General features: G+C 60.4%; 17 protein-coding genes, 1 tRNA gene and 1 pseudogene. 9 read left to right on the top strand and 10 right to left on the bottom strand.

What is annotated here, in order from left to right; all coding sequences use genetic code 11:
• Positions 1–9: 9 nt before the first annotated feature.
• Both mnmH and selD read right to left on the bottom strand, forming a co-directional pair.
• Positions 10–1,077 (bottom strand): tRNA 2-selenouridine(34) synthase MnmH, encoded by a 1,068-nt coding sequence (gene mnmH, locus KHO33_RS13735; protein WP_200565794.1) that lies wholly within the window; start codon positions 1,075–1,077, stop codon positions 10–12.
• Between the two features lie 140 nt (positions 1,078–1,217).
• Positions 1,218–2,282 carry a selenide, water dikinase SelD gene (gene selD / locus KHO33_RS13730; RefSeq protein ID WP_200565793.1) on the bottom strand — a complete coding sequence of 355 codons (1,065 nt, stop codon included), beginning with the start codon at positions 2,280–2,282 and terminating at the stop codon, positions 1,218–1,220.
• A 254-nt stretch (positions 2,283–2,536) separates the two neighbouring features.
• On the opposite strand from selD, the pseudogene fdnG reads away from it, so the two are divergent.
• The 7 genes and pseudogenes from fdnG to KHO33_RS13695 all read left to right on the top strand — a co-directional run bounded on the left by fdnG (position 2,537) and on the right by KHO33_RS13695 (position 11,815).
• Positions 2,537–5,603, top strand: a pseudogene (gene fdnG / locus KHO33_RS13725) (formate dehydrogenase-N subunit alpha).
• 9 nt (positions 5,604–5,612) lie between these two features.
• Positions 5,613–6,545, top strand: a complete 933-nt coding sequence (fdxH, locus tag KHO33_RS13720; RefSeq protein ID WP_200565792.1) for a formate dehydrogenase subunit beta — start codon at positions 5,613–5,615, stop codon at positions 6,543–6,545.
• Complete coding sequence (locus tag KHO33_RS13715; protein WP_054036961.1) at positions 6,532–7,197, top strand: formate dehydrogenase subunit gamma; 666 nt, start codon at positions 6,532–6,534, stop codon at positions 7,195–7,197. The genes fdxH and KHO33_RS13715 overlap by 14 nt, the downstream gene beginning before the upstream one ends.
• A 109-nt stretch (positions 7,198–7,306) precedes the next feature.
• Positions 7,307–8,305 (top strand): formate dehydrogenase accessory protein FdhE, encoded by a 999-nt coding sequence (gene fdhE / locus KHO33_RS13710; RefSeq protein ID WP_054036959.1) that lies wholly within the window; start codon positions 7,307–7,309, stop codon positions 8,303–8,305.
• A gap of 16 nt (positions 8,306–8,321) precedes the next feature.
• Positions 8,322–9,752 carry an L-seryl-tRNA(Sec) selenium transferase gene (gene selA / locus KHO33_RS13705; protein WP_200565791.1) on the top strand — a complete coding sequence of 477 codons (1,431 nt, stop codon included), beginning with the start codon at positions 8,322–8,324 and terminating at the stop codon, positions 9,750–9,752.
• Positions 9,749–11,665, top strand: coding sequence for a selenocysteine-specific translation elongation factor (gene selB, locus KHO33_RS13700; RefSeq protein WP_200565790.1), 1,917 nt, complete (start codon positions 9,749–9,751; stop codon positions 11,663–11,665). Before selA ends, selB begins: the two co-directional genes overlap by 4 nt.
• A gap of 57 nt (positions 11,666–11,722) precedes the next feature.
• Positions 11,723–11,815: transfer RNA gene (locus tag KHO33_RS13695), tRNA-Sec, on the top strand.
• Between the two features lie 93 nt (positions 11,816–11,908).
• On the opposite strand, the gene KHO33_RS13690 is transcribed toward KHO33_RS13695, so the two are convergent.
• The 4 genes from KHO33_RS13690 to KHO33_RS13675 form a co-directional block, all read right to left on the bottom strand.
• The gene (locus tag KHO33_RS13690; protein ID WP_054036955.1) at positions 11,909–12,643 is read right to left on the bottom strand and encodes an IS6 family transposase; all 735 of its coding nucleotides are present in this window, start codon (positions 12,641–12,643) and stop codon (positions 11,909–11,911) included.
• A 186-nt stretch (positions 12,644–12,829) separates the two neighbouring features.
• Positions 12,830–13,903 (bottom strand): porin, encoded by a 1,074-nt coding sequence (locus KHO33_RS13685; RefSeq protein ID WP_054037018.1) that lies wholly within the window; start codon positions 13,901–13,903, stop codon positions 12,830–12,832.
• Positions 13,904–14,090: 187 nt separating this feature from the next.
• Entirely contained in the window at positions 14,091–15,533 is a 1,443-nt protein-coding gene (locus KHO33_RS13680) for an MFS transporter (RefSeq protein WP_054036953.1), read from the bottom strand.
• Positions 15,534–15,774: 241 nt separating this feature from the next.
• A complete protein-coding gene (locus tag KHO33_RS13675; protein WP_151049221.1) occupies positions 15,775–16,698 on the bottom strand; it encodes a dihydrodipicolinate synthase family protein in 924 nt (307 codons plus the stop codon).
• 184 nt (positions 16,699–16,882) lie between these two features.
• Between KHO33_RS13675 and KHO33_RS13670 the strand changes: the two genes are divergently transcribed.
• Positions 16,883–17,827: a LysR family transcriptional regulator gene (locus KHO33_RS13670; protein ID WP_054037016.1), complete on the top strand. Its 945-nt coding sequence runs from the start codon at positions 16,883–16,885 to the stop codon at positions 17,825–17,827.
• Positions 17,828–17,965: 138 nt separating this feature from the next.
• Positions 17,966–18,223, top strand: coding sequence for a DUF4148 domain-containing protein (locus KHO33_RS13665; RefSeq protein ID WP_054036950.1), 258 nt, complete (start codon positions 17,966–17,968; stop codon positions 18,221–18,223).
• Between the two features lie 201 nt (positions 18,224–18,424).
• Here the strand turns inward: KHO33_RS13665 and KHO33_RS13660 are convergent, their stop codons facing one another.
• The 4 genes from KHO33_RS13660 to KHO33_RS13645 all read right to left on the bottom strand — a co-directional run bounded on the left by KHO33_RS13660 (position 18,425) and on the right by KHO33_RS13645 (position 22,960).
• Positions 18,425–19,066: a glutathione S-transferase family protein gene (locus KHO33_RS13660; protein ID WP_236062712.1), complete on the bottom strand. Its 642-nt coding sequence runs from the start codon at positions 19,064–19,066 to the stop codon at positions 18,425–18,427.
• A gap of 808 nt (positions 19,067–19,874) precedes the next feature.
• A complete protein-coding gene (locus tag KHO33_RS13655) occupies positions 19,875–21,119 on the bottom strand; it encodes a citrate synthase (protein WP_200565789.1) in 1,245 nt (414 codons plus the stop codon).
• A gap of 108 nt (positions 21,120–21,227) precedes the next feature.
• Entirely contained in the window at positions 21,228–21,617 is a 390-nt protein-coding gene (locus KHO33_RS13650; RefSeq protein ID WP_054036946.1) for a VOC family protein, read from the bottom strand.
• 26 nt (positions 21,618–21,643) lie between these two features.
• Entirely contained in the window at positions 21,644–22,960 is a 1,317-nt protein-coding gene (locus KHO33_RS13645) for an MFS transporter (RefSeq protein ID WP_200565788.1), read from the bottom strand.
• Between the last annotated feature and the right edge of the window lie 12 nt (positions 22,961–22,972).

Raw genomic sequence — 22,972 nt, 5'->3', positions numbered from 1 at the left:
AGTTTTTAGTCAGATGACGGCGAGTGCGCTGTTATCGAGTTGGGCAAGCAGGGCTTTTGCCTGCTCAACGACATCGGCGTCGTTGGGCCGAAAATTCATTTGCAACGCCTGCGGTAATTGCACGAAATGCTGATGGCTGCTGCGCGCATACGCTGGATCATAGTGCCGTTCGATCAGCTCGCGCGCGAGCTCGGCCTGGCTATTTTCATCGACGAGGTGTTGCCATGCCGTGACACGTTCGCGGCTATGCAAACCGATCATCTTCTGCAACTGCGCTTTCAACGATTCAGGATCGTCGAACAGATGCGCATAGTCATGCAGCAGGAACGCCGCGCGGTCTTCGTGGCTCGATAGCACTTCGACGCAAGCGCCCTGATGAAACGTGTCGAGGAGCGCGAGCGGCAGCGCAATCGAACCGATCCGCCGGCTCTCCGCTTCGACGAACACCGGCCGTTTGGGATCGAATGTGCGCAGGGCGGTCACCAGCAGCGTGTCGAAGAGCTTTTGCGACGGCTGCTCAATTCCTGCCCATGCGCCGAGCAGCGAGCCGCGATGGGCGGCCAGCGCTTCGAGATCCAGCGTCTGCGCGCCCGCCCGGCGCAGCGCTTCGAGCAGGCGCGTCTTGCCGCTGCCGGTCGGGCCCACTAGTGCGATGTAGTTGAACTTCTTCGGTAACGTCTCGAGGGTGTCCAGCGTCGCGCGCCGATAGCTTTTATAGCCGCCATCCAGCTGACGTGCCGGCCAGCCGATCATATTGAACAGCGTCGTGACCGAACCCGAACGTTTCCCGCCGCGCCAGCAATAGATTAGCGGCCGCCAGTTGCGTGGCCGGTCGGCGAAGGTGGTTTCCAGGTGGTGCGCGATGTTGCGCGCAACCAGCGCCGCGCCGATCCGCGTGCCTTCGAACGGTGAGACCTGCTTGTAAGTTGTGCCGACCAGAACACGCTCTTCGTTGCTCAGCACAGGTGCGTTGAGCGCGCCGGGGATGTGGTCTTCGGCGAATTCCAGAGGCGTGCGCACGTCGATGATTTCATCGAAATCACCGGCTTGATCGAGGCTGACGAGTAGGTTTTTCAAGGGGTTACGGACGAAACGGACCAGCGGGGGAAGCGAAATTATCGCATGCGCGGTGAATACCGGCTGGCGAGCCGCGCAGCCCTGCTTTCTGGACCTGCGCCTCGCCTAACTTCGCCTCGCCGATGAAACCCGCGCGCGACTCAGCTAACTTCGACTTGCTTGTCTCCGCTGACCATTTCGCCGATCACGCACGCCTCATGGAAACCGTCGGCACGGAACAGGGCGAGCACCTCGTCGACTACTTCCGGCGCGCATGAAACCAGCAGGCCGCCGGAGGTTTGCGGATCGGTGAGCAGGGTACGGGCCGTCGACGGCAATGAGGAAGGCAAAACAATGTCCTTGCCGTAAGCGTCCCAGTTGCGCCCCGAAGCGCCGGTAAAAATGCCGGCTTCCGCGAAGCTGACCACGTCCGGCAGCCAGGGCAGATCCGCATAGCGCACGCGGGCGGTCAGATTCGAACCGCGGGCCAATTCCAGCGTATGGCCCAGCAAGCCGAAACCGGTGATGTCCGTGAGGGCATGCACGCCGTCGAGCGTGGACAGCGCGGCGCCCGGCCGGTTGAGCTTGGTCGTGGCCGCGATCATCGCGGCATAGCCGTTTGAATCGAGCCGATCCTTTTTCAACGCCGCCGACAGCACGCCCACGCCCAGCGGCTTGCCGAGGATCAGCACGTCGCCCGCCCGCGCACCGGCATTGCGTTTGACACGCCGCGGATCGACCACGCCGATCGCAACGAGGCCATAGATGGGCTCCATCGAATCGATCGAGTGACCGCCGGCGAGAGGAATGCCGGCTTCGGCGCAGACGGACTCGCCACCCTTTAACACCGCCGCGATCACGTCGTGCGGCAGCACATTGATCGGCATGCCGACGATCGCCAGCGCCATGATCGGCTTGCCGCCCATGGCGTAGACGTCGGACAGCGCATTGGTTGCAGCAATGCGGCCGAAGTCGAACGGGTCGTCGACGATCGGCATGAAGAAATCGGTGGTGGCGACGATCGCCTGCTCGTCGTTGAGCCGGTAGACGGCGGCGTCGTCGGCGGTATCGTTGCCGACCAGCAGGTCGGGAAAGAACGGCAGCGGCGCGCTGCGCTTGAGCAGGTCGGCGAGCAGGCCAGGAGCGATCTTGCAGCCGCAGCCGCCGCCGTGCGACAGGCTGGTCAGGCGGGGCGAAGGGTTTGCGGCGGGGAGGGTGTCGGTCATGTGTGGCGCGGATTTCAGGCTTCGAATGACCACATTATGGCGGTTGTTCGCGCGCGGCGCTGGAGAGCGGGCGCCCGCGGCGCGGGTCGTTGCGGACGCAATCAACTGATGCAAGAGGAATAGTGCTGCTTCCGTTAAACCGGCTGCAGCGCTTCATATTTAACAACTTTAAAGAGATGGGCAGTCTGGCTGCAGGACTTCATATCGGCCTCTATAATCGTTATTAGTATCCCAAAAAGAGCCGAGGCCATTACATGACCCACATGTCCCGGCGACAGTTTCTGAAGGTCTCCGCCACCACGCTCGCCGGATCAAGTTTGGCCCTCATGGGCTTCTCTCCGGCACCCGCGCTGGCCGAGGTTCGTCAGTACAAACTGTCGCGCACAACCGAAACCCGCAACACCTGCCCGTACTGTTCGGTGGGCTGCGGCATCCTGATGTACGGACTTGGCGACAACGCCAAGAATGCAAAGTCCAGCATCATCCACATCGAAGGCGATCCCGATCATCCGGTGAACCGCGGCACGTTGTGCCCGAAGGGCGCGAGCCTGATCGACTTCATTCACAGTCCGAGCCGTCTGAAGTATCCGGAGTACCGCGCGGCTGGATCGAATGAATGGAAGCGGATTTCCTGGGAAGACGCGCTCGATCGTATCGCCAAACTGATGAAGGAAGACCGCGATGCCAATTTCGTCGAGACGACGGAAGACGGCAAGAAGGTCAACCGCTGGCTGACCACCGGCATGCTCGCAGCATCGGCCGGTAGCAATGAAGTGGGATATTTGACGCACAAGACTGTCCGCAGTCTTGGCATGCTCGCATTCGATAATCAAGCACGTGTTTGACACGGCCCGACGGTGGCAGGTCTTGCCCCGACGTTTGGCCGTGGAGCGATGACGAACCATTGGGTCGACATCAAGAACGCGGATGTGATTCTCGTGATGGGCGGCAATGCGGCCGAAGCGCACCCGTGCGGTTTCAAGTGGGTCACGGAAGCGAAGGCGCATCGCAAGGCAAGGTTGGTCGTGGTCGATCCGCGCTTTACGCGCACGGCCTCGGTCGCGGATTACTACGCGCAGATTCGCACCGGCTCGGACATTGTGTTCCTGGGCGGGGTGATCAACTATTTGCTCACCAACGACAAGATTCAGCACGAGTACGTCAAGAATTACACGGATATGCCGTTCATCGTGCGCGAGGATTTCTCGTTCACGGACGGCCTGTATTCCGGCTACGACGCGGATAAACGCAGCTACGACAAGAGCACGTGGGACTACGAGATCGGCGACGACGGTTACGCCAAAATCGACCCGACGCTGCAGCACCCGCGCTGCGTCTACCAGCTGATGAAGCAGCACTACTCGCGCTATACGCCCGAACAGGTCGAACGGACCTGCGGTACGCCGAAGGACAAATTCCTCAAGGTGTGCGAGATGCTGGCGTCCACAGCTGTTCCGGGGCGTGCCGGCACGATCCTGTACGCGCTCGGCTGGACGCATCACTCGATCGGCGCGCAGATCATCCGCACCGGCGCGATGGTGCAATTGCTGCTGGGCAACATCGGCATTGCGGGCGGCGGCATGAACGCGCTGCGCGGTCACTCGAACATTCAGGGTTTGACCGACCTGGGTTTGATGTCGAACCTGTTGCCGGGCTACATGACGCTGCCGATGGAAGCCGAGCAGGACTTCGACACCTTCATCACGAAGCGCGCGAGCCAGCCGTTGCGGCCGAACCAGTTGAGCTACTGGCGCAACTACCGCGCGTTTCACGTCAGCTTCATGAAGTCGTGGTGGGGCGATAACGCGACCGCCGAGAACAACTTCGGCTATGACTATCTGCCGAAGCTCGATAAGTCATACGACATGCTGCAGGTCTTCGAGCTGATGAATCAAGGCAAGATGACCGGCTACATCGCGCAGGGCTTCAACCCGCTCGCCGCGGCGCCGAACAAGGCGAAGATCGGCGCGAGTCTGGCCAGGCTGAAGTGGCTCGTCATCATGGATCCGCTCGCCACCGAAACGTCGGAGTTCTGGAAGAACTTCGGCGAGTTTAACAACGTGGATCCGTCGACGATTCAAACGGAAGTTTTCCGTCTGCCCACTACGTGTTTCGCCGAAGAGCGCGGCTCGCTGGTCAGTTCCAGCCGCGTGTTGCAGTGGCACTGGCAGGGCGCGGATGGCCCGGGCGAAGCGAAGAGCGACCTCGAGATCATGTCGGGGCTGTGGCTGCGCATTCGTAAGGCTTATAAGGAGAACGGCGGCAAGTATCCCGATCCGATTCTCAAGATGAGTTGGCCTTACTCCGATCCGGAAAGCCCGACGCCTGAAGAAATCGCCATGGAGTTCAACGGCAAGGCGCTCGCCGATGTGACCGACGCCACCGACAAAACCAAGGTGCTCGCGAAGAAGGGCGAGCAACTGGCCGGCTTCGCGCAGCTTCGCGACGACGGCAGCACCGCGAGCGGTTGCTGGATCTTCTGCGGTGCATGGACTCAGGCGGGTAACCAGATGGGCCGTCGCGACAACTCGGACCCGACTGGTATCGGCAATACGTTGAACTGGGCGTGGGCGTGGCCGGCGAACCGGCGGATTCTGTACAACCGCGCTTCGTGCGACGTCAGCGGCAAACCGTTCGACTCCACGCGCAAGCTGATCGCGTGGAACGGCAAGACGTGGAGCGGTGCGGACATTCCCGACTTCAAGGTGGACGAGCCGCCTGAAAACGGCATGAATCCGTTCATCATGAATGCGGAGGGCGTGGCGCGCTTCTTCTCGCGCGACGGTCTGGTGGAGGGGCCATTCCCCGAGCACTACGAACCGTTTGAAACGCCGCTCGGCTATAACCCGTTGCATCCGAATAACAAGGCGGTCGTCAGCAGTCCGGCGGCGCGCGTGTTCCCGGACGATCGGGCTGCTTTCGGCACGCATGAAAACTTCCCGCATACGGCCACCACGTATCGTCTGACCGAGCATTTCCACTACTGGACCAAGCACGCGTTTGAACGCGATCGTGCAGCCGCAACAGTTCGTGGAGATCGGCGAGGATCTGGCGAAGGAGGTGGGCGTGGTCGCGGGGGATCGCGTGAAGGTGTCGTCCAATCGCGGACACATCATCGCCGTGGCGCTCGTCACCAAGCGGATCAAACCGCTGATGATCGAAGGGAAAAAGGTCCAGACGGTCGGCTTGCCCTTGCATTGGGGCTTCAAGGGGCTCGCGAAACCGGGCTATCTCGTCAATACGCTGACGCCTTCCGTGGGCGACGGGAATTCGCAAACACCGGAATTCAAGTCGTTCCTCGTCAAGGTCGAAAAGGCATAAGGAAAAGAGATGGCACTGCAATCACTGGATATCAAACGCCTCTCGGCCACGACCTTGCCCGAACCGCAAGTGCGTGAGCCGGTGACGGGCACGGTTGCCAAGCTCATCGACGTATCGAAGTGCATTGGCTGCAAGGCGTGTCAGACGGCCTGTATGGAGTGGAACGATCTGCGCGACGAGATCGGCACGACCACCGGCATCTATGACAACCCGCGCGATCTGTCTGAGCATTCGTGGACTGTCATGCGGTTCTCGGAGTACGAGAACACCGAAGGCGATCTCGAGTGGCTGATCCGTAAGGACGGCTGCATGCACTGCGAGGATCCGGGCTGTCTGAAGGCCTGTCCCTCGCCGGGCGCGATCGTGCAGTACACGAACGGTATCGTGGATTTTCACGAGGAAAACTGCATCGGCTGCGGCTATTGCATTACCGGTTGCCCGTTCAACGTGCCGCGTATTTCGAAGAAGGACAACCGCGCGTACAAGTGCACGCTGTGTTCGGACCGCGTGGCAGTCGGTCAGGAGCCGGCGTGCGTGAAGACTTGCCCGACCGGCGCGATCATGTTCGGCACCAAGGAGGACATGAAGCAGCAGGCGGCGGATCGGATTGTCGATCTGAAGGAGCGCGGTTTCCAGAACGCCGGTTTGTACGATCCTGCCGGCGTGGGCGGCACGCATGTGATGTACGTGCTGCATCACGCCGATAAAGCCAACCTGTATCACGGTTTGCCGCAGAATCCGAAGATCAGCGTGATGGTTTACCTATGGAAAGGTCTGGCGAAACCGCTGGCTTTGGCAGGTATCGCGTTTGCTGCGGTGGCAGGGTTCTTCCACTACACCCGTGTCGGTCCGAACGAGGTGACGGAGGCGGAAGAAGCCGAAGCACAGCACGAAGCTGATGAAGCACGCCGTTCGCGGGAGGCATCCGATGAAGCACGCTGAAAATCACGAGCACGTTGTGCTGAAAGACGTGAAGGGCAACAGCCTGATCCAGCGCTACACGCCGAATGAACGGACGAATCACTGGATCACGGCCATCACGTTCGTTCTGCTGGCGCTCTCCGGTCTCGCCATGTTTCATCCGGCGATGTCGTGGCTGTACGCGATCTTCGGCGGCGGGCAATGGACGCGGATTCTGCATCCGTTTGTCGGCTGTGTGATGTTCCTGTCGTTCCTGATTCTTGCGTTGCGCTTCTGGCATCACAACTATCTGGACAAAGCCGACATCCAGTGGATGAGGCAGATCGACGATGTGCTCAACAATCGTGAGGAAAAACTCCCTGCGATTGGGAAATACAACGCCGGTCAAAAGCTGCTATTTTTCACTATGGTGATTTGCCTGCTGCTGTTGCTGGCGAGCGGCATTGTGATCTGGCGGCGCTATTTCTCGTTCTATTTTCCGATCGAGATCATTCGCCTCGCGGCGCTGGTTCATGCTGCGGCTGCGTTTGTGCTGATCGTCGGCATCGTCGTGCATATTTATGCGGCGTTGTGGATCAAGGGCTCGATCGGTGCGATGACGCGCGGGACGGTGACCTACGGCTGGGCGAGAAAGCATCATCCGAACTGGTTCAAGGAAATCATCGGCAAGTAGGATCGGCAACTAGCGTGGCGCAATTTGCCACGCACCCCGAGCCGCCGCCCCTGTTCGACGAACTGCGGCGGCTCTTCAGTTTTTAGCGCAGTTTTCAGAGGTCGATACTTTGGTTCAACGCATTCTTGAGGCCGGCGATATCGAATCGCTCGACCACACGGCGATTCCCCGCATCCGTACGCCGGAACGGCTGGCGGTCTTTTCGGCGCGCGCCGCGCGGCTGCGCCAACTGGCGGCGCTCAGCAATCCGATCGCCGGCTATTTGCGTCTGATGGCCGTGCTGGCGGACGCGCAGCAAGCCGTGATCACCGGCTTCAAGGCGAGGCCGCCCAGCGCCGAGTTGATCGCGAGTGCACAGCAGCATTCCATGCCGCTGATTCCAGCGCTTTCCGGCGTGCGCGACCCCGCGTGGCACGACGTGTTGCTGCAGTTGCTGGACAAGGTGCAAGCCGCCGGCCCGCTCACGCCGCCGCTAGAAGCGCTCATTGAAAAGCTGCGAACGCTGGACCAGGCCACGCTCGACATCCAGGCCGACGCGATCTTCGCGCAGCGCTTCGAGGAAGTCGATCCGGCGAGCGCGCCATTCATCATGGCCGCGCTGCAAGTCGTATGGACCGACCTCGCTGCCGACATCGACAAGCGTGAGGTGCCGTACATCGAGACGCTGGGCTTGTGTCCCGTGTGTGGATCGCATCCGGTGGCGAGCATGGTGCGCGTGGGCGGTGCGTACGACAATTACCGCTACCTGCAATGCGGCCTGTGTGCGACGGAGTGGCACATGGTCCGCGCGAAATGTTCGAACTGCGATTCGACCAAAGGCATTGCCTATCACGCAGTCGGCTCGCAGGACGCCGACGAGGCCACGCGAGAAGCCGATTCAAAGAATGCCTCCTTGAAGGCGGAGTCGTGCGACGAATGCCATACTTATCGGAAGATCGGCATTCAGTCGAAGGACTACGATTTCGAGCCGTTCGCGGACGATCTCGCCAGTCTCACGCTGGACCTGCTGATGGGAGCGGAAGGTTATCGGCGCGCGTCGCCGCATCCGTGGCTCTGGCCGGAACAGGCCGAACCTGCGGCTGATGATTCTTCCGGCGAGTCCGACTGAGAATGAGGATTGCCTCGTGAGCGATGTAACCGGCTCTGAATTGCGGGCGCTGATGGCGCGTGTGCCGTCGGTAGAAAAGGTGATGGCGTCGCCTGAGTTTGCGGCGTTGCTGACCGAGTTCGGCCGTACGCAGGTATTGGGTGCTTTGCGTGACGCACTCGACGCCTGGCGCGTCAGCGCGCAGTCCGGCGATGCGTCGGTGAACGCGCTCGATATCGCGCAACTACAGGTCACCGTCGAGGCCACGCTGCGCCGCCGCAACGCGGCCCGCTTGCGCAGCGTCTTCAATCTGACCGGCACCGTGCTGCATACCAATCTCGGCCGCGCATTGCTGCCTGACGAAGCGGTGCAAGCCGTCATGAAGGCGCTCACGCAACCGGCCAACCTCGAGTTCGATCTCGGCACCGGCAAGCGCGGTGATCGCGACGATCTGATCGACGAACTCATATGCGAGCTGACCGGAGCCGAAGCGGCGACCGTGGTCAACAACAATGCGGCAGCAGTGTTGCTCACGTTGTCCGCGTTAGCGTCGAAGAAAGAAGTGATCGTGTCGCGTGGCGAGTTGGTTGAAATCGGCGGCGCGTTTCGCATTCCCGACATCATGAGCCGCGCGGGCGCGAGGCTGCGCGAAGTCGGCACCACCAATCGCACGCATCTGAAGGACTACGACGAAGCCATCGGTCCGCAAACCGCGCTGCTGATGAAAGTCCACACGAGCAATTACGCGATCAGCGGATTTACGAAAGAGGTCGGGGTCGACGCCATCGCGCCGCTCGCCCACGCGCGCGGTCTTGCCGTTGCGGTGGACCTCGGCAGTGGCACGCTGGTCGATCTGACGCAATGGGGCTTGCCGCGTGAGATGACGGTGCGCGAAACCATCGAAGCCGGCGCCGACCTCGTCACGTTCAGCGGCGACAAACTGCTTGGCGGCCCGCAGGCGGGTTTGATCGTCGGGCGGCGTGATCTGATCGCCAAAATCAAGAAGCATCCCCTCAAGCGCGCGCTGCGGGTCGGCAAACTGACACTCGCGGCATTGGAGCCTGTACTGCAGATGTATCGCGCGCCGGAAAAACTCGCTGAGCGGCTCACCACGCTGCGTTTGCTCACGCGACCGGGCGACGACATCCGGCTCACCGCGGAGCGGGTGCAGCCTGCGTTGCAGCGTGTGGCCGGCGATTGCTACGTCGTCGTGGCCGAGCCCATGTTCAGCCAGATCGGCAGCGGCGCATTGCCTGTCGATGTGCTGCCGAGCTACGGCCTTGTGGTCAGGACCGCCGACGGCAAGCGCGGCGGCCGTCAATTGCTTGCGCTCGAGAAGCGCTTGCGCGAGATGGCGCGGCCGGTCATCGGCCGGATTGCAGACGACGCATTGCGTCTCGATCTGCGCTGTCTCGAAGCCGCCGACGAAGCGCAGTTGCTCGAGCAATTGAAGGACGTGCAGGCATGATCGTAGGTACGGCCGGACATATCGACCACGGTAAAACGAGTCTGGTGAGAGCGTTGTCGGGCGTCGATACTGATCGACTCAAGGAAGAAAAGGCGCGCGGCATTTCGATCGAACTGGGCTATGCATATGTGCCGCTCGACAACGGCGACGTGCTCGGTTTGATCGACGTGCCCGGCCACGAAAAGCTCGTCCATACGATGACCGCCGGCGCAAGCGGGATCGATTTCGCGCTGCTCGTAATCGCCGCCGATGATGGCGTCATGCCGCAAACGCGCGAACATCTGGCGATTGTGGGACTGCTCGGCATCAAGCGCGGCGCCGTCGCGCTGACCAAGATAGATCGCGTTGATGCTGTGCGGTTGCAGGAAGTGCATGACGAGGCGGCAGCGTTTCTGAGTGGCAGCGTGCTGCAGGACGCTCCCGTGTTCGACACCTGCGCGACGCGTGAAGATGATCCTGGCGTGGCCACGTTGAAAGCGCATCTGCACGCAGCGGCAGCAGCGTGGCGCATGAAGCGCGACGACGGTCTGTTCCGTCTCGCGGTCGACCGGGTGTTTACGCTCTCGGGCCAAGGCACGATCGTGACGGGAACTGTCGTGTCGGGACGCGTGACGGTAGGCGACACGATGCTGCTCGCGCCGAAAAATCAACCGGTGCGCGTGCGCAGCATTCATGCGCAGAATCGTCCGGCCGAGAGTGGAAGGGCAGGTGAGCGCTGTGCGTTGAATCTGGCGGGCATCGAGAAGAGCGCAATCGATCGCGGCGACTGGATCGTCGCTCCACGTTTGTCAGAAGCCTCAGAACGCATCGACGTGATGCTGACGCTGCTCGCTGATGCACCGTTGACGCTGGAGCACTGGGCGCCGCTGCATGTGCATCTGGGCACGCAGCATCAGGTTGCGCATGTCGCGTTGCTCGATGGCGAGACGCTTGGCGCAGGTCAGCGGGCGCGCGTGCAGTTCGTGTTCGAACGGCCGGTGTGTGCGCTTCCTGGCGACCGTTTTGTCGTGCGCAATGCTCAGGCTAATCGCACGGTTGGTGGCGGTCATGTACTCGATCCGTTTGCGCCTTCGCGCAAGCGTCGCTCGGCTGAGCGACTGGCGTGGCTCGATGCGATTCAGGTCATGCTCGACACCGGCGCTCTGGATTCGCTTCTGGCAAGGGCGCCGCATGGATTGTCTCGTTCGTTGCTGGAACGACTGGCGGGTATGCAGGCGGCCATGCTCGCGTTGCCATCTGACACGCGCGTGGTGGAACTCCCCGGCGGTAATGACGCGTTGTTGATCGCCGATGCGTCTTGGCGGGCCTTGAATATGCGGCTGATCACGGCACTAAAGCAGTACCACGAACGCTCACCGGATGAACTCGGCCCGGATGTATCACGCTTACGCCGAATGGCTGCGCCTCTCGTCGACGATGCATTGTGGCGCGCCCTGGTCGACGATGCGGCGGCGCGCGGCGAGATCGCGAGACGCGGGCCGTGGTTGCATCTGCCGGACCACGCGGTGACACTCGACGATGCCGATCGCGCACTCGCGGCAGTACTGCTACCGGCGCTGAAAGACGGTCGTTTCGATCCGCCCTGGGTGCGTGATCTGGCAAATGCACACGGCGTATCCGAAGACCGCGTGCGGCAGTTACTGCGCAAACTCGCGCGCCAAGGCGAGCTTTTTCAGGTTGTGCGCGACCTCTTTTATCACCATGAGGTGATTCGCGAACTGGCTTTGATGGCGGGTTCCGAAGCGCAAAAGAATGCGGGTACGGTAGCGGCCGCACCGTTTCGCGATGTCACTGGGCTCGGGCGAAAACGCGCGATCCAGCTTTTAGAATTCTTCGACCGGGTTGGATATACTCGCTTCCACCGTGGCCTGCATCTGATGCGCACGGATAGTCGTTGGCTCGATCTGATCTGATTCAGTGTTTGAGTTGCAGGGCGTGGTTCAGGTAGTTCAATTTGTTCAATCACCGTAGGAAGGCATTCGCATCCGGTGGTGCGGCTGGACTTCAAATCCAGTTGAGGGCGTCAGACGCTGTCAGGTCGGTTCGACTCCGGCTGCCTTCCGCCCGGCATGGCTTCCGGGCCGTTCCGATATCTTTGTAAGGCGCTGTCACATTTAAGTTTTCGTGTCGCAGTAGTGCGATGGACGAAGTTTTCCTTAAAAGCCGGACGGATTGCGGGTAAGCTCGGTGAAACGATGCCACGCGGCAAAGCGCTCGCCGAGTTGTTTGCGGTGGAGCGACGCACGTAGTAGATGTCGCTTCAGTGCGAAGTGCTGCCGGATCGGTCCGAAATTCGACAGGAACGCTTGCGTGCGTTCAGGATCGCGGAAACCACGCATGCGGCGCTCGCGTTCGCGCGTGGGTTGATGACTATTTTCGGCTCGGTTGTTCACTCGGGCGCTGGCTTTGACGAAAACGTGCTTCACGTTTTCCAGTTCAGGGATCTCGGCCTTCGCCGCCGGATAGCTGCGCAACTGGTCAGTGACAATCTTGCGCGGCACCTCAGGACAAGCCGCCAGTACACGTTTGAAGAACCGTTTCGCCGCGGCCTTGTCGCGCCGCTTCTGCAGCAGGATATCAAGTTCGGCGCCATGCTGATCGACTGCCCGCCACAGTAGATAAGGCTCGCCGCGTAGCGTCACAAATACCTCGTCCAGATGCCACGTGGTGCCTGGCTTGCGACGAGCAGCCTTGACGCGATGTGAGAAGCCGGTGCCGAATTTGTCGCACCAGCGCCGGACTGTTTCATAACTGACGATTACGCCGCGCTCGAAGAGCAACTCTTCAATGTCGCGCAGGCTCAATTGAAACCGGAAATACCAGCGAACGGCGCAACTGATGACGGCGCCCGGGAATCGATGGCGATGGTACAGCGGCGTGGTTGTCTTCATCGCATCACTCTACCAGCCCGACCAGCTACCGTGACAACGCCGCGGGCAGAGTTAGCACCGACCGAGCACCCGCCATCTCGGTGCAGGCTCATCGAAGGCGCATGCCCGTCTGCAGGGTGCTTTGGGGGCCCGCTGGAATCGTCCACTGCCTCCAATCGAGGAGCGGCTCACCGACCGGGCCCGAAACTAGAACGTGTGTCGAACGCCGATCGCAAAGGTGTTGCCGGTGGGGCGAGCGCTCAGTTTGTCGTAGGTGTAAATCGCGTAGATGTCTGTCCGCTTCGAGAGAAAGTGGTCATAGCCGAGAGACGCCGTATTGCGAAAGCCGTTGGTCGCAGGGGTCGGTCCCGACCGTTGCGTCCGCGCCCACTCGGCGAGCAGGAAATCGGACGGTGTGAACGGGATGGAGAAACCCGCCTCGTAGGTGTGGCTGCCTGTAGGCGTACTCACGTCACTTGTCATCGCCCACGCTCCATAAAGCGTCACGACCTTGAAGTCGTACGCTGCGCCCGCGAGGTAGGCGTACTGCGCGCCGACCGGCCCCGTTGCGGTGTACCGTACACGCTGGCCAGAGAGCACGGCCGTAAGCCCGTGACCTTGATAATTCAGGTGAACGCCGAGGTTACCGACGCCGGGCGACCCCGCAACGCCACCGAGGCCATAGATCACCGTTGCGCCGAAACCTTTAAAGTCTGGCGTTGTATACTTGGCGGTGTTATTCCACACCGTATCGCCGATGATCGTGCCGCCATAGTTGGTCACGAACGTCTGAAGGACGAGCGGAGAAAAGACCGTCGACGAACTGAACGGGTTGATGAGGGATTCGGCCGTATAGGTCGGATTTCTTTGGCGCCCGAAGGTCAACTGACCGAAGTCACCTTGAAAGCCCACGTACGCATTGCGTGAAAAGAACGGGTCCGCCGCACTGCGGCCCTGCGCGCCATTCTGTGGTTGAAAGAAGCTCTCCAGAGCGAAGATGGCGCTGACACCACCGCCCAGATCTTCCTTGCCGCGGATTCCCCAGAATGAAGTGGTCAATCCGCCGCTTCCCATGAGTACCGTGGATTGCGGCGTGTCACTACGTTTGACACTGCCGACATAGGTGCCGACGATCCCATACAGTTGGACTTGGGAACCACTATCGGCGCGGGCGCCGACGGAGGTCAATGCGAGGCCCGAGCTTAGCATCGCTGTTACGCCAAGTGTGCCTGCAACGTTCCGTATCGAAGCGCGGGCCATGATCCGTTGTGCCTTTTTCATTTCGGTTGTCTCCATTCATCTTTTTATATGCGACCTACACCGACATCCGATCAGCACTACGAACGGAGCGTCTGGGAGCGTTGTCGCTATCTGCGAACCTGTCGCGCTGAAATTAAAGGTGTTGCGAGCCGGAGGCTCCTTCCCTTGAGTCAATATCAGGAGAAGGAGCGACAAGGGATGCGAGCGGTTACGGGGAGATCTCTTCGAGCGCGCGATTGGTCGTTTCCACCATTCGCGAAGCCACAAAGAAGCCCGCTGCGCTGACCACGGCAAACAGGATGAATACCGCGGCGATGCCTTTACCCGTCAATACGACGCCAACGATCGCGGGCGCGGCAGCAGAAGCGGCTCGCAGCCAGGATGTCGCGAGGCCCGTACCGATCGCGCGCATCCGGGTCGGATAGATTTCAGGGGTGTACAGGTACAACAGTACGGTTGTGGTTGCCATCACCGCATATGCCGACGATCCCAGCAACATCACCGACCAGGCACTACCTGCTCCATGAATGCCCAGAGCGGCAAGCAGGATTCCGCTGATGATGAAGCAGGCCATTGTCCAGCGGCGGCGCCCGACCCGATCAATCAGCAACGCGCAGGCAAGCACCCCGCACGTGCTCAGGACGTTGGAGATGGACGCCATGTGAAGCGACTCTTGCAGCGGCAGATGGTAGACCGTCTTGTAGAGACTCGGCAGCCAGTTGTTGATGCCGTTCGCGACGAAGTAGGAGGTCGCCCAAAGTAACCACACGACGATGGTGCGCCCACGGTAGAACGGCGAGAAAAGTTCCTTCCACGAGCCCTTCTGCTTCGACTGCAGGCCGTTCAGGAGTCTCACCACGCGCTCGTCGACCTCGGCTTTCTGCGTCTTCGTGTCGAGGCTGCGCTTCGGCGTGCTTGCCTCCAGCCGTTCGATGATCCGTTCAGCTTTATCGAAACGCCCCTTCGAAATGAGCCAGCGCGGCGATTCTGGAAGGCGCGCGATCAGGATCGCGACCACGATTCCGGGAAGTCCGCCTATGAGGAACATGTACTCCCAACCAAAGCGGGGGACAATGAACGCACCCAACTGCGCGGCTGCAAGCAGACCCAGCGGGAAAATGAGTTCATATAAAATAAAGAAACGTCCCCGGCCATGTGCTTGCGACAGCTCGTTGATGTACGTGGCCGCCACGGGCACTTCTCCGCCCACGCCGATGCCTTGCAGAAAACGCATCAGGAACAGCATATGGAAGCTGCCGGTGAAAGCACATACGACGCTCATGGCCGACATCACACCGACTGTTACCGTTGCACTAGGCACGCGACCGACGCGCTCAGCAAGCCAGCCGAACACCAACGCGCCTACGACCTGGCCGAGATAGCCTGAGGCGATCAGTACGCCGATATGGGCGGGAGAAAGATGCCAGAGACCCACCAGTACAGGCAGCACGAAAGCAAGCGAGAGGGCGTCGAATGCGTCAAAGAGGGTCGCGCTGCCCATAATGATGCGTGCCTTCGTGTGCCACTTGCAGAACGGCACATTCTCAATGCGAAACAGCAGGTTTGCCGCACGCAATTGCTCACTCAAGGGGCGCGTTTCGCTCGGGGATTGACCAACGCCGACGCCATAGGCGGTCGAAGGGGTATTCATGCTGTCTCCTGAAAAGCTGCATTTTATGGGCCCTCGGATTTCTTCTTGTTTTGAAGCACCGGTCGCGTTTCTTTCTTGTTGTGTCGCGACGCTGGAGCCTAATTTGGTCGTTTCCCGATCCTGTTATGAGCGACGCGTTGAAACGGGTATTTCGTGCGTCGCCCTTGCGGCTTAAAGCGGATAGCAAAGCGGGGCAACGCTTCGCTATCGTCATAACGGCTATGAATGCGCAGTTTCCGCGTCAGTCGACGAGGCCTGCCGAACGCAGTGCGTCGGCGATTTCAACGTCCGCGCCTTCTGCGAGGGGCAGCAGCGGCGAGCGCACGGTAGCGTGCTCGAGAATGCCGCGGGCCACGAGGCCATGCTTGAGTGCCACGGTGCCTTCCATGTGCGAGCCACGGTGGTACACGTTACGCGTCACGGGCAGCAGGCGATCGTGGATCGCGCGCGCGGCCTGGTAGTCTTTCGCCTTGCCTGCTTTGATCAGCTCGATGAGCGGCTCGGGAGCCAGGCCGCCGTAACCGACGAGTGCCCCGTCAACGTCGAACATCGTGTGCAGCAGATATTCGTCGTGGCAGGTCAGGATTTGCAGGTCCGGACGCTCGCGACGGATGATGGGGATCTCAACATCCCAGCGACGCATATTGCGCACGCCGTTTTTCATTGCAAACACGCCCGGTTGTGCGGCGATTTCCAGCTGCGTTTCGAGGTTGTAGGTCGCCTTGGTGGCATCCGGGTACTGGAACAGGATCAGCGGCAGGCCGCTGCCTTCGTAGATGGCGCGGTAGCGGTCTTGCGGTGCGCCCTTCTGGTAACCGAAGCGCAGCCAGCCGTGCGACGGATACACCAGACCAGCGGACGCGCCGGCTTCCACCGCTCGCTTCGCTTCGTCGACTGCGACTTGCGTACCTTCGAGCGTGATACCGGCGATGACCGGAATCTTGCCGTCGACGGACTTAACAAAACTTTCGATGACTTGAGCTTGTTCTTTCTGCGTCATGAACGTGCCTTCGCCAGCGTGGCCGAGCACCGTCAGACCTTTAACGCCTTCGATGCTGCCGAGCCAAGAACCGAGTCTTTGAATTGCTGCATGGTCCACCGCGCCATCGCGGGTGAAGGGGGTAACGGGTGCCGGGACCAAACCGCGCAGATCGATCGCTTTCATGACGTCTCCAAATGTGAGCTTTTCGGCTCCTCTTTCCGCAGAGGAGAGCCCGCTGCTCGTTTCGCATCAAGCTGGGAACAACGGTGCATGCGTTGCAGTGTAGGGATGGACGGCCCATGCGAGAACTGCTCAATCACGCATTTCAGCTATACTGGATCGACATATCTTGTCGGAGGGTGGGGCGGTGGACTACGCGGCTTGGAAGCTATTCATCGATGCGGCGGAGCTTGGAAGCTTGAGCAAGGCGGCCGTGGCGTACGGGACCAGTCAGCCGCATATCAGCCGCCAGATTGTTGAACTGGAGCAGTACTGTGGCGGCCGCTTGTTTCAGCGGACAGGGCGCGGCGTGATATTGACGGAACTGGGGGCGCGGATCGCCCCGCGCGTCAGGACGTGGCTGGCCAGCACGGAACAGTTGTCCAACGACATCCGCAGTACCGCGGGAGAACCGATTGGCGTAGTCAGGCTCGGGATCTTGCCCTCCACCGCTCATCCGCTGGTCAGCACGCTCTACCATCGCCTTCGAGAACGTTATCCCCTGGTGCAGTTACAGGTGCGCGAGGGTCAGGGGGCTTTGTTGGATACGTGGTTGGAAAACGGTAGTGTTGACCTCGCCATCCTTTTTAGAAATAGCCCGACGCCGAAAGACGGTGACGAGTATTTGGTTGAGGCAGCGACCTACCTGGTCGGCGCGGAGGGCGATCTTCTGACCAAACATCCCACCATTGAATTTTCGAAGCTCGACGGGATTCCCCTGGTCTTTTTCTGCCGCCCCAATAGCTGGCGCGACCGGCTCGAACAAATTGCCGGTGAACACCAGGTCTCCCTGAATTTCGCGGCAGAAGCCGACTCGTTGAGTCTGCAGGGGCACATCGTGGCCGATGGCGGCATCTACGGGTTGCTCGGACCTTACGCGATTGCCAACCTGGAAAAGGAATGCCGGTTGCAGGCGTCAATGGTGGTCGAACCGTCCGTGCCGCGCTTCATTGCGCTGGCCATGTCGCCTCACGGCGAACTGACGGTGGCGTGCCGCACAGTAATGCAACTCACCAAGGAGATCGCACGGTCGCGCAATCTCTCCTCAGATCTTCAGTTGGGCGTGTCGACCGCCTTCTTGCAGTCTATTTGAGGGTTCTCAGCCGCGGAGAATTGTGCCTTTCGCAATGTAGTATTGTCAGAATAAGGGAAAATACCTAGATTCTGGCGCATATACTTTGAGGCTTCTAGCAGTACTTCAGATGACCCGACGCCAGAAAGTAGGTATGTGATGAAACAGATTTTCGTGACGGCTGCTCTCGCCCTGCTCGCCTCTGCTCCAATTACTTCGTTCGCTCAAAACGAGGCGCCACTCACGCGCGCACAAGTACGCGCCGAACTCGCCAACCTCGAACAAGCTGGCTACAACCCGCTTTCTGTTGATGTGGACTACCCGGTCAGGCTGCAGAAGGCCGAAACCCGAGTGCAAGCTGAACAAACTTCGTCGCTGCGTCAGGCCGCGAATCAATCCGGCACACAGCGACGCTAATGTTTACTGTTCTCTGGCCGAAGCGCCGGCACGCGTTGTGTCGGTGCGCCGAATCCTGCCAGCGCCAGAAACAGGATCCCTCGCACGGGCTGAGCACCACAGCTTGAGCGACGCCTCCCGGAGGCGAACTGCCGTTCGAACGTCAAGATGCCGACAACCGCGAGCGTCCCTTCCTGGCCGTTGCGTGCCGCACGCGGCTGATCACGGCCGCGTCCGGGACATGCTGTCGCGGATGGCGAATCGCTGCCACCAGTAGATCAGTTTTTCGCATCCTTCCACTAGTGAAACGGCTTCAGGAGCCTGCATGAAGCACGCGAAGATCGGAGCGGCGTACAGATCCGCAAGTGTCACGCCACCGCCGATCAGGAACCCCCGGTCATCGGACAGACGGTTCAACTCAGATAAACATAAAGCGGCCCGCGGCAGCGCGGCGGCAATCGTCTGCTCATTGGCTAGCCGGCCTTCGCGAGTTGAAACCACGCGTTCAACGTATATGTCCCAAACAAGAGTTCGATACGCATAGGCATCCAGTATTCCAACAATCTGGTTTACCTTGGCGCGAGTTTTCGGATCTGTCGGTTGCAGCTTGCACCCGGGGAAAGCGTCGTCGATGTAGCGAACGATTGCGCCTGTCTCGTAAACATGGAAATCGCCATGCTCGAAGGCCGGAATGCGACCGAACGGGTGACGCTTCAAGTGCTCCTGTGGAACGCCGGTTTCTGCGAACACATCTACCTCAACCAAACTGTATTTGATCTGCTTCTCTTCCAGAGCCAGGCGAGCGATCCGCACATACACACTCCATGCGGCGCCGTAAAGTTTCACCACTTCGGTTGTCGTCACACGATCGCTCCAGTCGCGCATGAGAGGGCGCGAAAACGACAGGTTACGTCAATGGACCGTGGGACCCGCAATTTTCGGCACGGCCATTCCTCATCGGCATGCTGCAACATTGTTGACGATCTTGGCCGGTGTTGTCGTCCGTTCATTCTGCTAGCGATGTCCACAGAATTTGCTAATAGGAGATGAGTCGCGGAGCCCGCCAGGCATGGCGACGGGGGAAGATTGCCAGTAGTGTCACCCGTTGCGTTCCCGCAACGGGTGAGCAGGAGGATGTTCGTTAATTCTGCTAGCGCGTTCGTCATGTTTTCTAATTCGGCTAATGTGGCTCCGATCGACGCGACAGGTCCGCGAGCCACAGGCGGCGGCAAGGGAGATTGACGAAGGTCAATTTATTGGGATATTCAGGCGGTGCCAATCTTTTGAGGTGGACGAAAACGCTATAAAGGACGGGATTTTCTGCTGTATGCGGGATTCCTAATCAAATACGTGTTTGGAGGGCGACAACCGCAATGTCATGCTGCTCCTAGTTAGTCGTTCCGGCCAAAGTGTTCGTGTACCGCTGGAAAAGCCCCGCTAGCAGAATTAATGGACACCATTAGCGCCTCTATGGGCACCGCTAGCAGATTTAGCGATCTTCAACAACTGCTGTACCTGCCGTTTGGAACGCCATCCTGTTCAATCAATAAGGTATCCTTATATATTGGAGACGTCTCGGCTTCACCACCTGTTTGCACCAGAACCCTTTCGGCGAGAGCCGACTGGCGTCGAGATTATTTTGTTTCGGGAAAGATCCGGTTTGACGGGCTTCTCAGCGCCCAACCGTTTTGAATACGCGATTCTTGTCGAGCGTGACTGGATCGACCGTATTCTCGCCGCCTTCTGCTGGCGAGGCGGGGGCGGCGTCTTCGAGCGCGGGCCCGGTATAGCGCCCTCGTGGCCGTATGACCTTGCTCACCCGGAGTTGCTCAATACAGTGCGCGAGCAGACCCACGCTCCGGGCTGTTGCGAACAACGCGAACGATGCATCGCGCGGCAACGCCAGCTGAGCCGCCAGGGCCGCAAGCGCAACGTCGATATTTGGCTTGAGCCCAGTCAGCTCAATCACCTTGTTGACGAACGACATGAGCTCCTGGGGCGGAATCAGCACTTCGAGCAATGCGGCCGCCCTCGGATCGCCGTCTGGATACAAATGATGTCCAAACCCAGGGATCGGAATGGCCGACTGCAAGTGATGGGCAACGACGTGTTCCGCACCGAGCCTTCCGACGTCGTCGAACACGGCCCGCACGCGGCCTGACGCATCGCCGTGCAGCGGGCCGGAGAGAGTCGCGAGTCCGGTAAGCAGGCATCCCGGCAGCGACGCGCCGGTGGAGGCGGTAATCCTGGCGGCGAACGCCGAACTTGTAATCTCGTGATCGGCCACAAGGACCAAGGCACGGCGGATAAGCTCAGCGCCATCGCGGTCTTGCCTCCAGCCGAGCGCGAGCCGTTCATGTGTCGTTTGTGCATTCCCATCACAGCGCGCGCCAAACGCTTGCGCGATGAGTGCCACGAGGCGGCCAGCCTCGACATGGAGTGCGCTGTCCGTGCGTCCGAGGGTCGAGTGCCCGCAGGCCGCGAGCGCCGCCAGCGATGTAAACGCGCATTGCCTGCCTCGTTCGTCGCCCTGTAGCAGCATTTCACCGGTTTCGAAGGAAACGGGCTCGCGCGCATTCCAGAGAATGGCCGCCACGTCTTCGAGCGTCGCCGTGTCCGACAGCCTGATGCTATCCCGTCCCCGGTAATACGGCCGACCTTTCGAGAAGGTGGTAATGCCGCTGTAAATGCAGGGCTCGGTGCCGAATATAGTCCCGGCGGCGAGCGCCTCGCGCTTGCGTCCAACCTGTTTTTTGCGGCACAGGCCGGCCACGTCTTCCGCACGATACAGGCTCTTGCGCGGGTCATTCGGATCCGGCACGACCGCGATGTTGCCTCGGCTGACGTACGCATAGATAGTCTGCGCTTGCACGCCGAGTTGTCGAGCCGCTTCAGTCAGCGTGATCCAGTTTCGCATGGGATGGCCAAGCAAGTTGATGCAGCGGAACGGGCAGCAGAGCCGTTACGATGCGGATCGCGCCGTGCATGCGAGCGCAACCGATCGAGCATCAATATTGACGTCTTTTCAGGTAAAAGTCATCTCGGCGGGTCGCCGCTCAAGGATCTCGACGAGAATGTCCCCTGGCGATCGCACGAAGCAGCCCCTCACGCCGGGGCGGACCTGCTTGATCGGCTCGACGATTTCCGCGTCGCAGCGCGACAAATGCTCGAACGCGGCATCGAGATCGTCCACGACCACACCGAAATGATCGATGCCCTGTTTCCGCTCGCCACCGACGCGGCCGATTTGCGCGCCCGCCAGCGCTGTGATGAAAAGGTTGATGCTGCCGATGCGCAAATCCACCCGCCCCGGGCGACGCACGATCTCGGCGTTCAGGCAGCGCGCAAACCACTCGGCAGTGGCTTCGGCGTCCGCCGAGCACAGTTGCAGATGGTCCCACTTGAATTCAATCATTCGATTTCACCGTATATTCAAAAACGTCACAGTTCGATGCGGGAAAGCTTCCCCAGCAGCACGGAGTACGAGAGCGCGCCGAGCAGGCATATCGCGCCCATCAGGTTGAGCGCCCAGTAGAAGTTGCCGGTGTGGTGAGTGATATAGCCGATCATGAGCGGTGTCGTAACGGCCGCAATGTTGGCCGCGAGGCTGGTGATGCTGCTGGTCAGCCCCACGTATTGGCGCGGCGCGATTTCGGAAACGGCGGCCCACGACATCGACCCGACACCTTGCGCGAAGAACGCGATAGTCAGGATGGCGATCACCGCCTCGTTCGACTCGACAAAATTGACGAGCACGATCGATGCTCCCAGCAGCGTGCCGATGATGAGCGGCGTCTTGCGTGCAGTGGAAATCGACACCCCGCGCCGGATGAAAAAGTCTGAGAGGGAGCCCGCGAGGAGAATGCCGGCCGTCGCGCCGATAAAAGGAAGTGCCTGGAAGATCCCAACCTTGATCATCGACATGTGACGCGCTTCGATAAGATAGGTCATGAACCACGTGGTGAAGAAGACAAGCAACGTGTTGTTGCAGAACTTGCCGATGCATATGGCGAGAATCTGCCGGTAACTGAGCAGCTTGAGCGCCATACGCCAATCGAACTTCTCGCGGGGCTTGCGCGCAGCCGTAGAGCCGTCGTTGATGTATTGAAGTTCGGCGGTATTTACGCTCGCGTGCTGATGCGGATCCCGATAAACCCGGTACCAGAGAAGACTGAACAGAATGCCGACGCCGCCCGTGACGTAGAAGACCATGCGCCAGCCATACGCGGCGGAAATCCAGAGCAACAGGCCGGTGAACAACGGCGTGCCGATGTATTGCCCCATGACATAGACACTGGTCGCGAAGCCGCGCTCGCGGGCGGGAAACCACAACGTCACGGCGCGCGCGTTCGAAGGGAAAGCCGGCGCCTCCAGCGCGCCGATGGCGAGCCGCGAGCCGAGCAGCATGTGATAGCCGGTCGCGAGACCTTGCGTCAGCGTGGCGAACGACCAGCCGAGGAGGGACAGCGCATAAGCGACACGCGAGCCGAGAATGTCGGTGAGTATGCCTCCGGGCACCAGCCCGATAGAGTAGGCGAGGCCGAACGCAGCAAACAACTCGCCCATCTGCATCTTGTCCAGCGCGAGGCCTTTCGAGAGGCCCGGCGCGACGATGCCGAGCGCCGACCTGTCCACGTAGTTGAGGATGGTTGCCGCGAGCAGCATCGAGAGCACGATGTATCGCACCCTGGAGCGCTTCGTGGTATCCGCGTAAGCCGGGTTTCGCGCCGACAATGTTTGTTCCTCTACGAATTTCATCGGTGTCTCCAG

This window comes from Paraburkholderia nemoris (assembly GCF_905221015.1).
Classification (GTDB): Bacteria; Pseudomonadota; Gammaproteobacteria; order Burkholderiales; family Burkholderiaceae; genus Paraburkholderia; species Paraburkholderia nemoris.
This window is presented reverse-complemented; position numbering and strand designations above follow the sequence as displayed.

Bases quoted from the DNA above. Each gene is read 5' to 3' on its own strand.
- KHO33_RS13650 (WP_054036946.1), bottom strand. From the start codon at position 21,617: ATGATTGAATTCAAGTGGGACCATCTGCAACTGTGCTCGGCGGACGCC.
- KHO33_RS13715 (WP_054036961.1), top strand. From the start codon at position 6,532: ATGAAGCACGCTGAAAATCACGAGCACGTTGTGCTGAAAGACGTGAAG.
- KHO33_RS13675 (WP_151049221.1), bottom strand. From the start codon at position 16,698: ATGAAAGCGATCGATCTGCGCGGTTTGGTCCCGGCACCCGTTACCCCC.
- selB (WP_200565790.1), top strand. From the start codon at position 9,749: ATGATCGTAGGTACGGCCGGACATATCGACCACGGTAAAACGAGTCTG.
- fdxH (WP_200565792.1), top strand. From the start codon at position 5,613: ATGGCACTGCAATCACTGGATATCAAACGCCTCTCGGCCACGACCTTG.
- KHO33_RS13665 (WP_054036950.1), top strand. From the start codon at position 17,966: ATGAAACAGATTTTCGTGACGGCTGCTCTCGCCCTGCTCGCCTCTGCT.
- KHO33_RS13680 (WP_054036953.1), bottom strand. From the start codon at position 15,533: ATGAATACCCCTTCGACCGCCTATGGCGTCGGCGTTGGTCAATCCCCG.
- KHO33_RS13655 (WP_200565789.1), bottom strand. From the start codon at position 21,119: ATGCGAAACTGGATCACGCTGACTGAAGCGGCTCGACAACTCGGCGTG.
- selD (WP_200565793.1), bottom strand. From the start codon at position 2,282: ATGACCGACACCCTCCCCGCCGCAAACCCTTCGCCCCGCCTGACCAGC.
- KHO33_RS13685 (WP_054037018.1), bottom strand. From the start codon at position 13,903: ATGAAAAAGGCACAACGGATCATGGCCCGCGCTTCGATACGGAACGTT.
- KHO33_RS13645 (WP_200565788.1), bottom strand. From the start codon at position 22,960: ATGAAATTCGTAGAGGAACAAACATTGTCGGCGCGAAACCCGGCTTAC.
- KHO33_RS13690 (WP_054036955.1), bottom strand. From the start codon at position 12,643: ATGAAGACAACCACGCCGCTGTACCATCGCCATCGATTCCCGGGCGCC.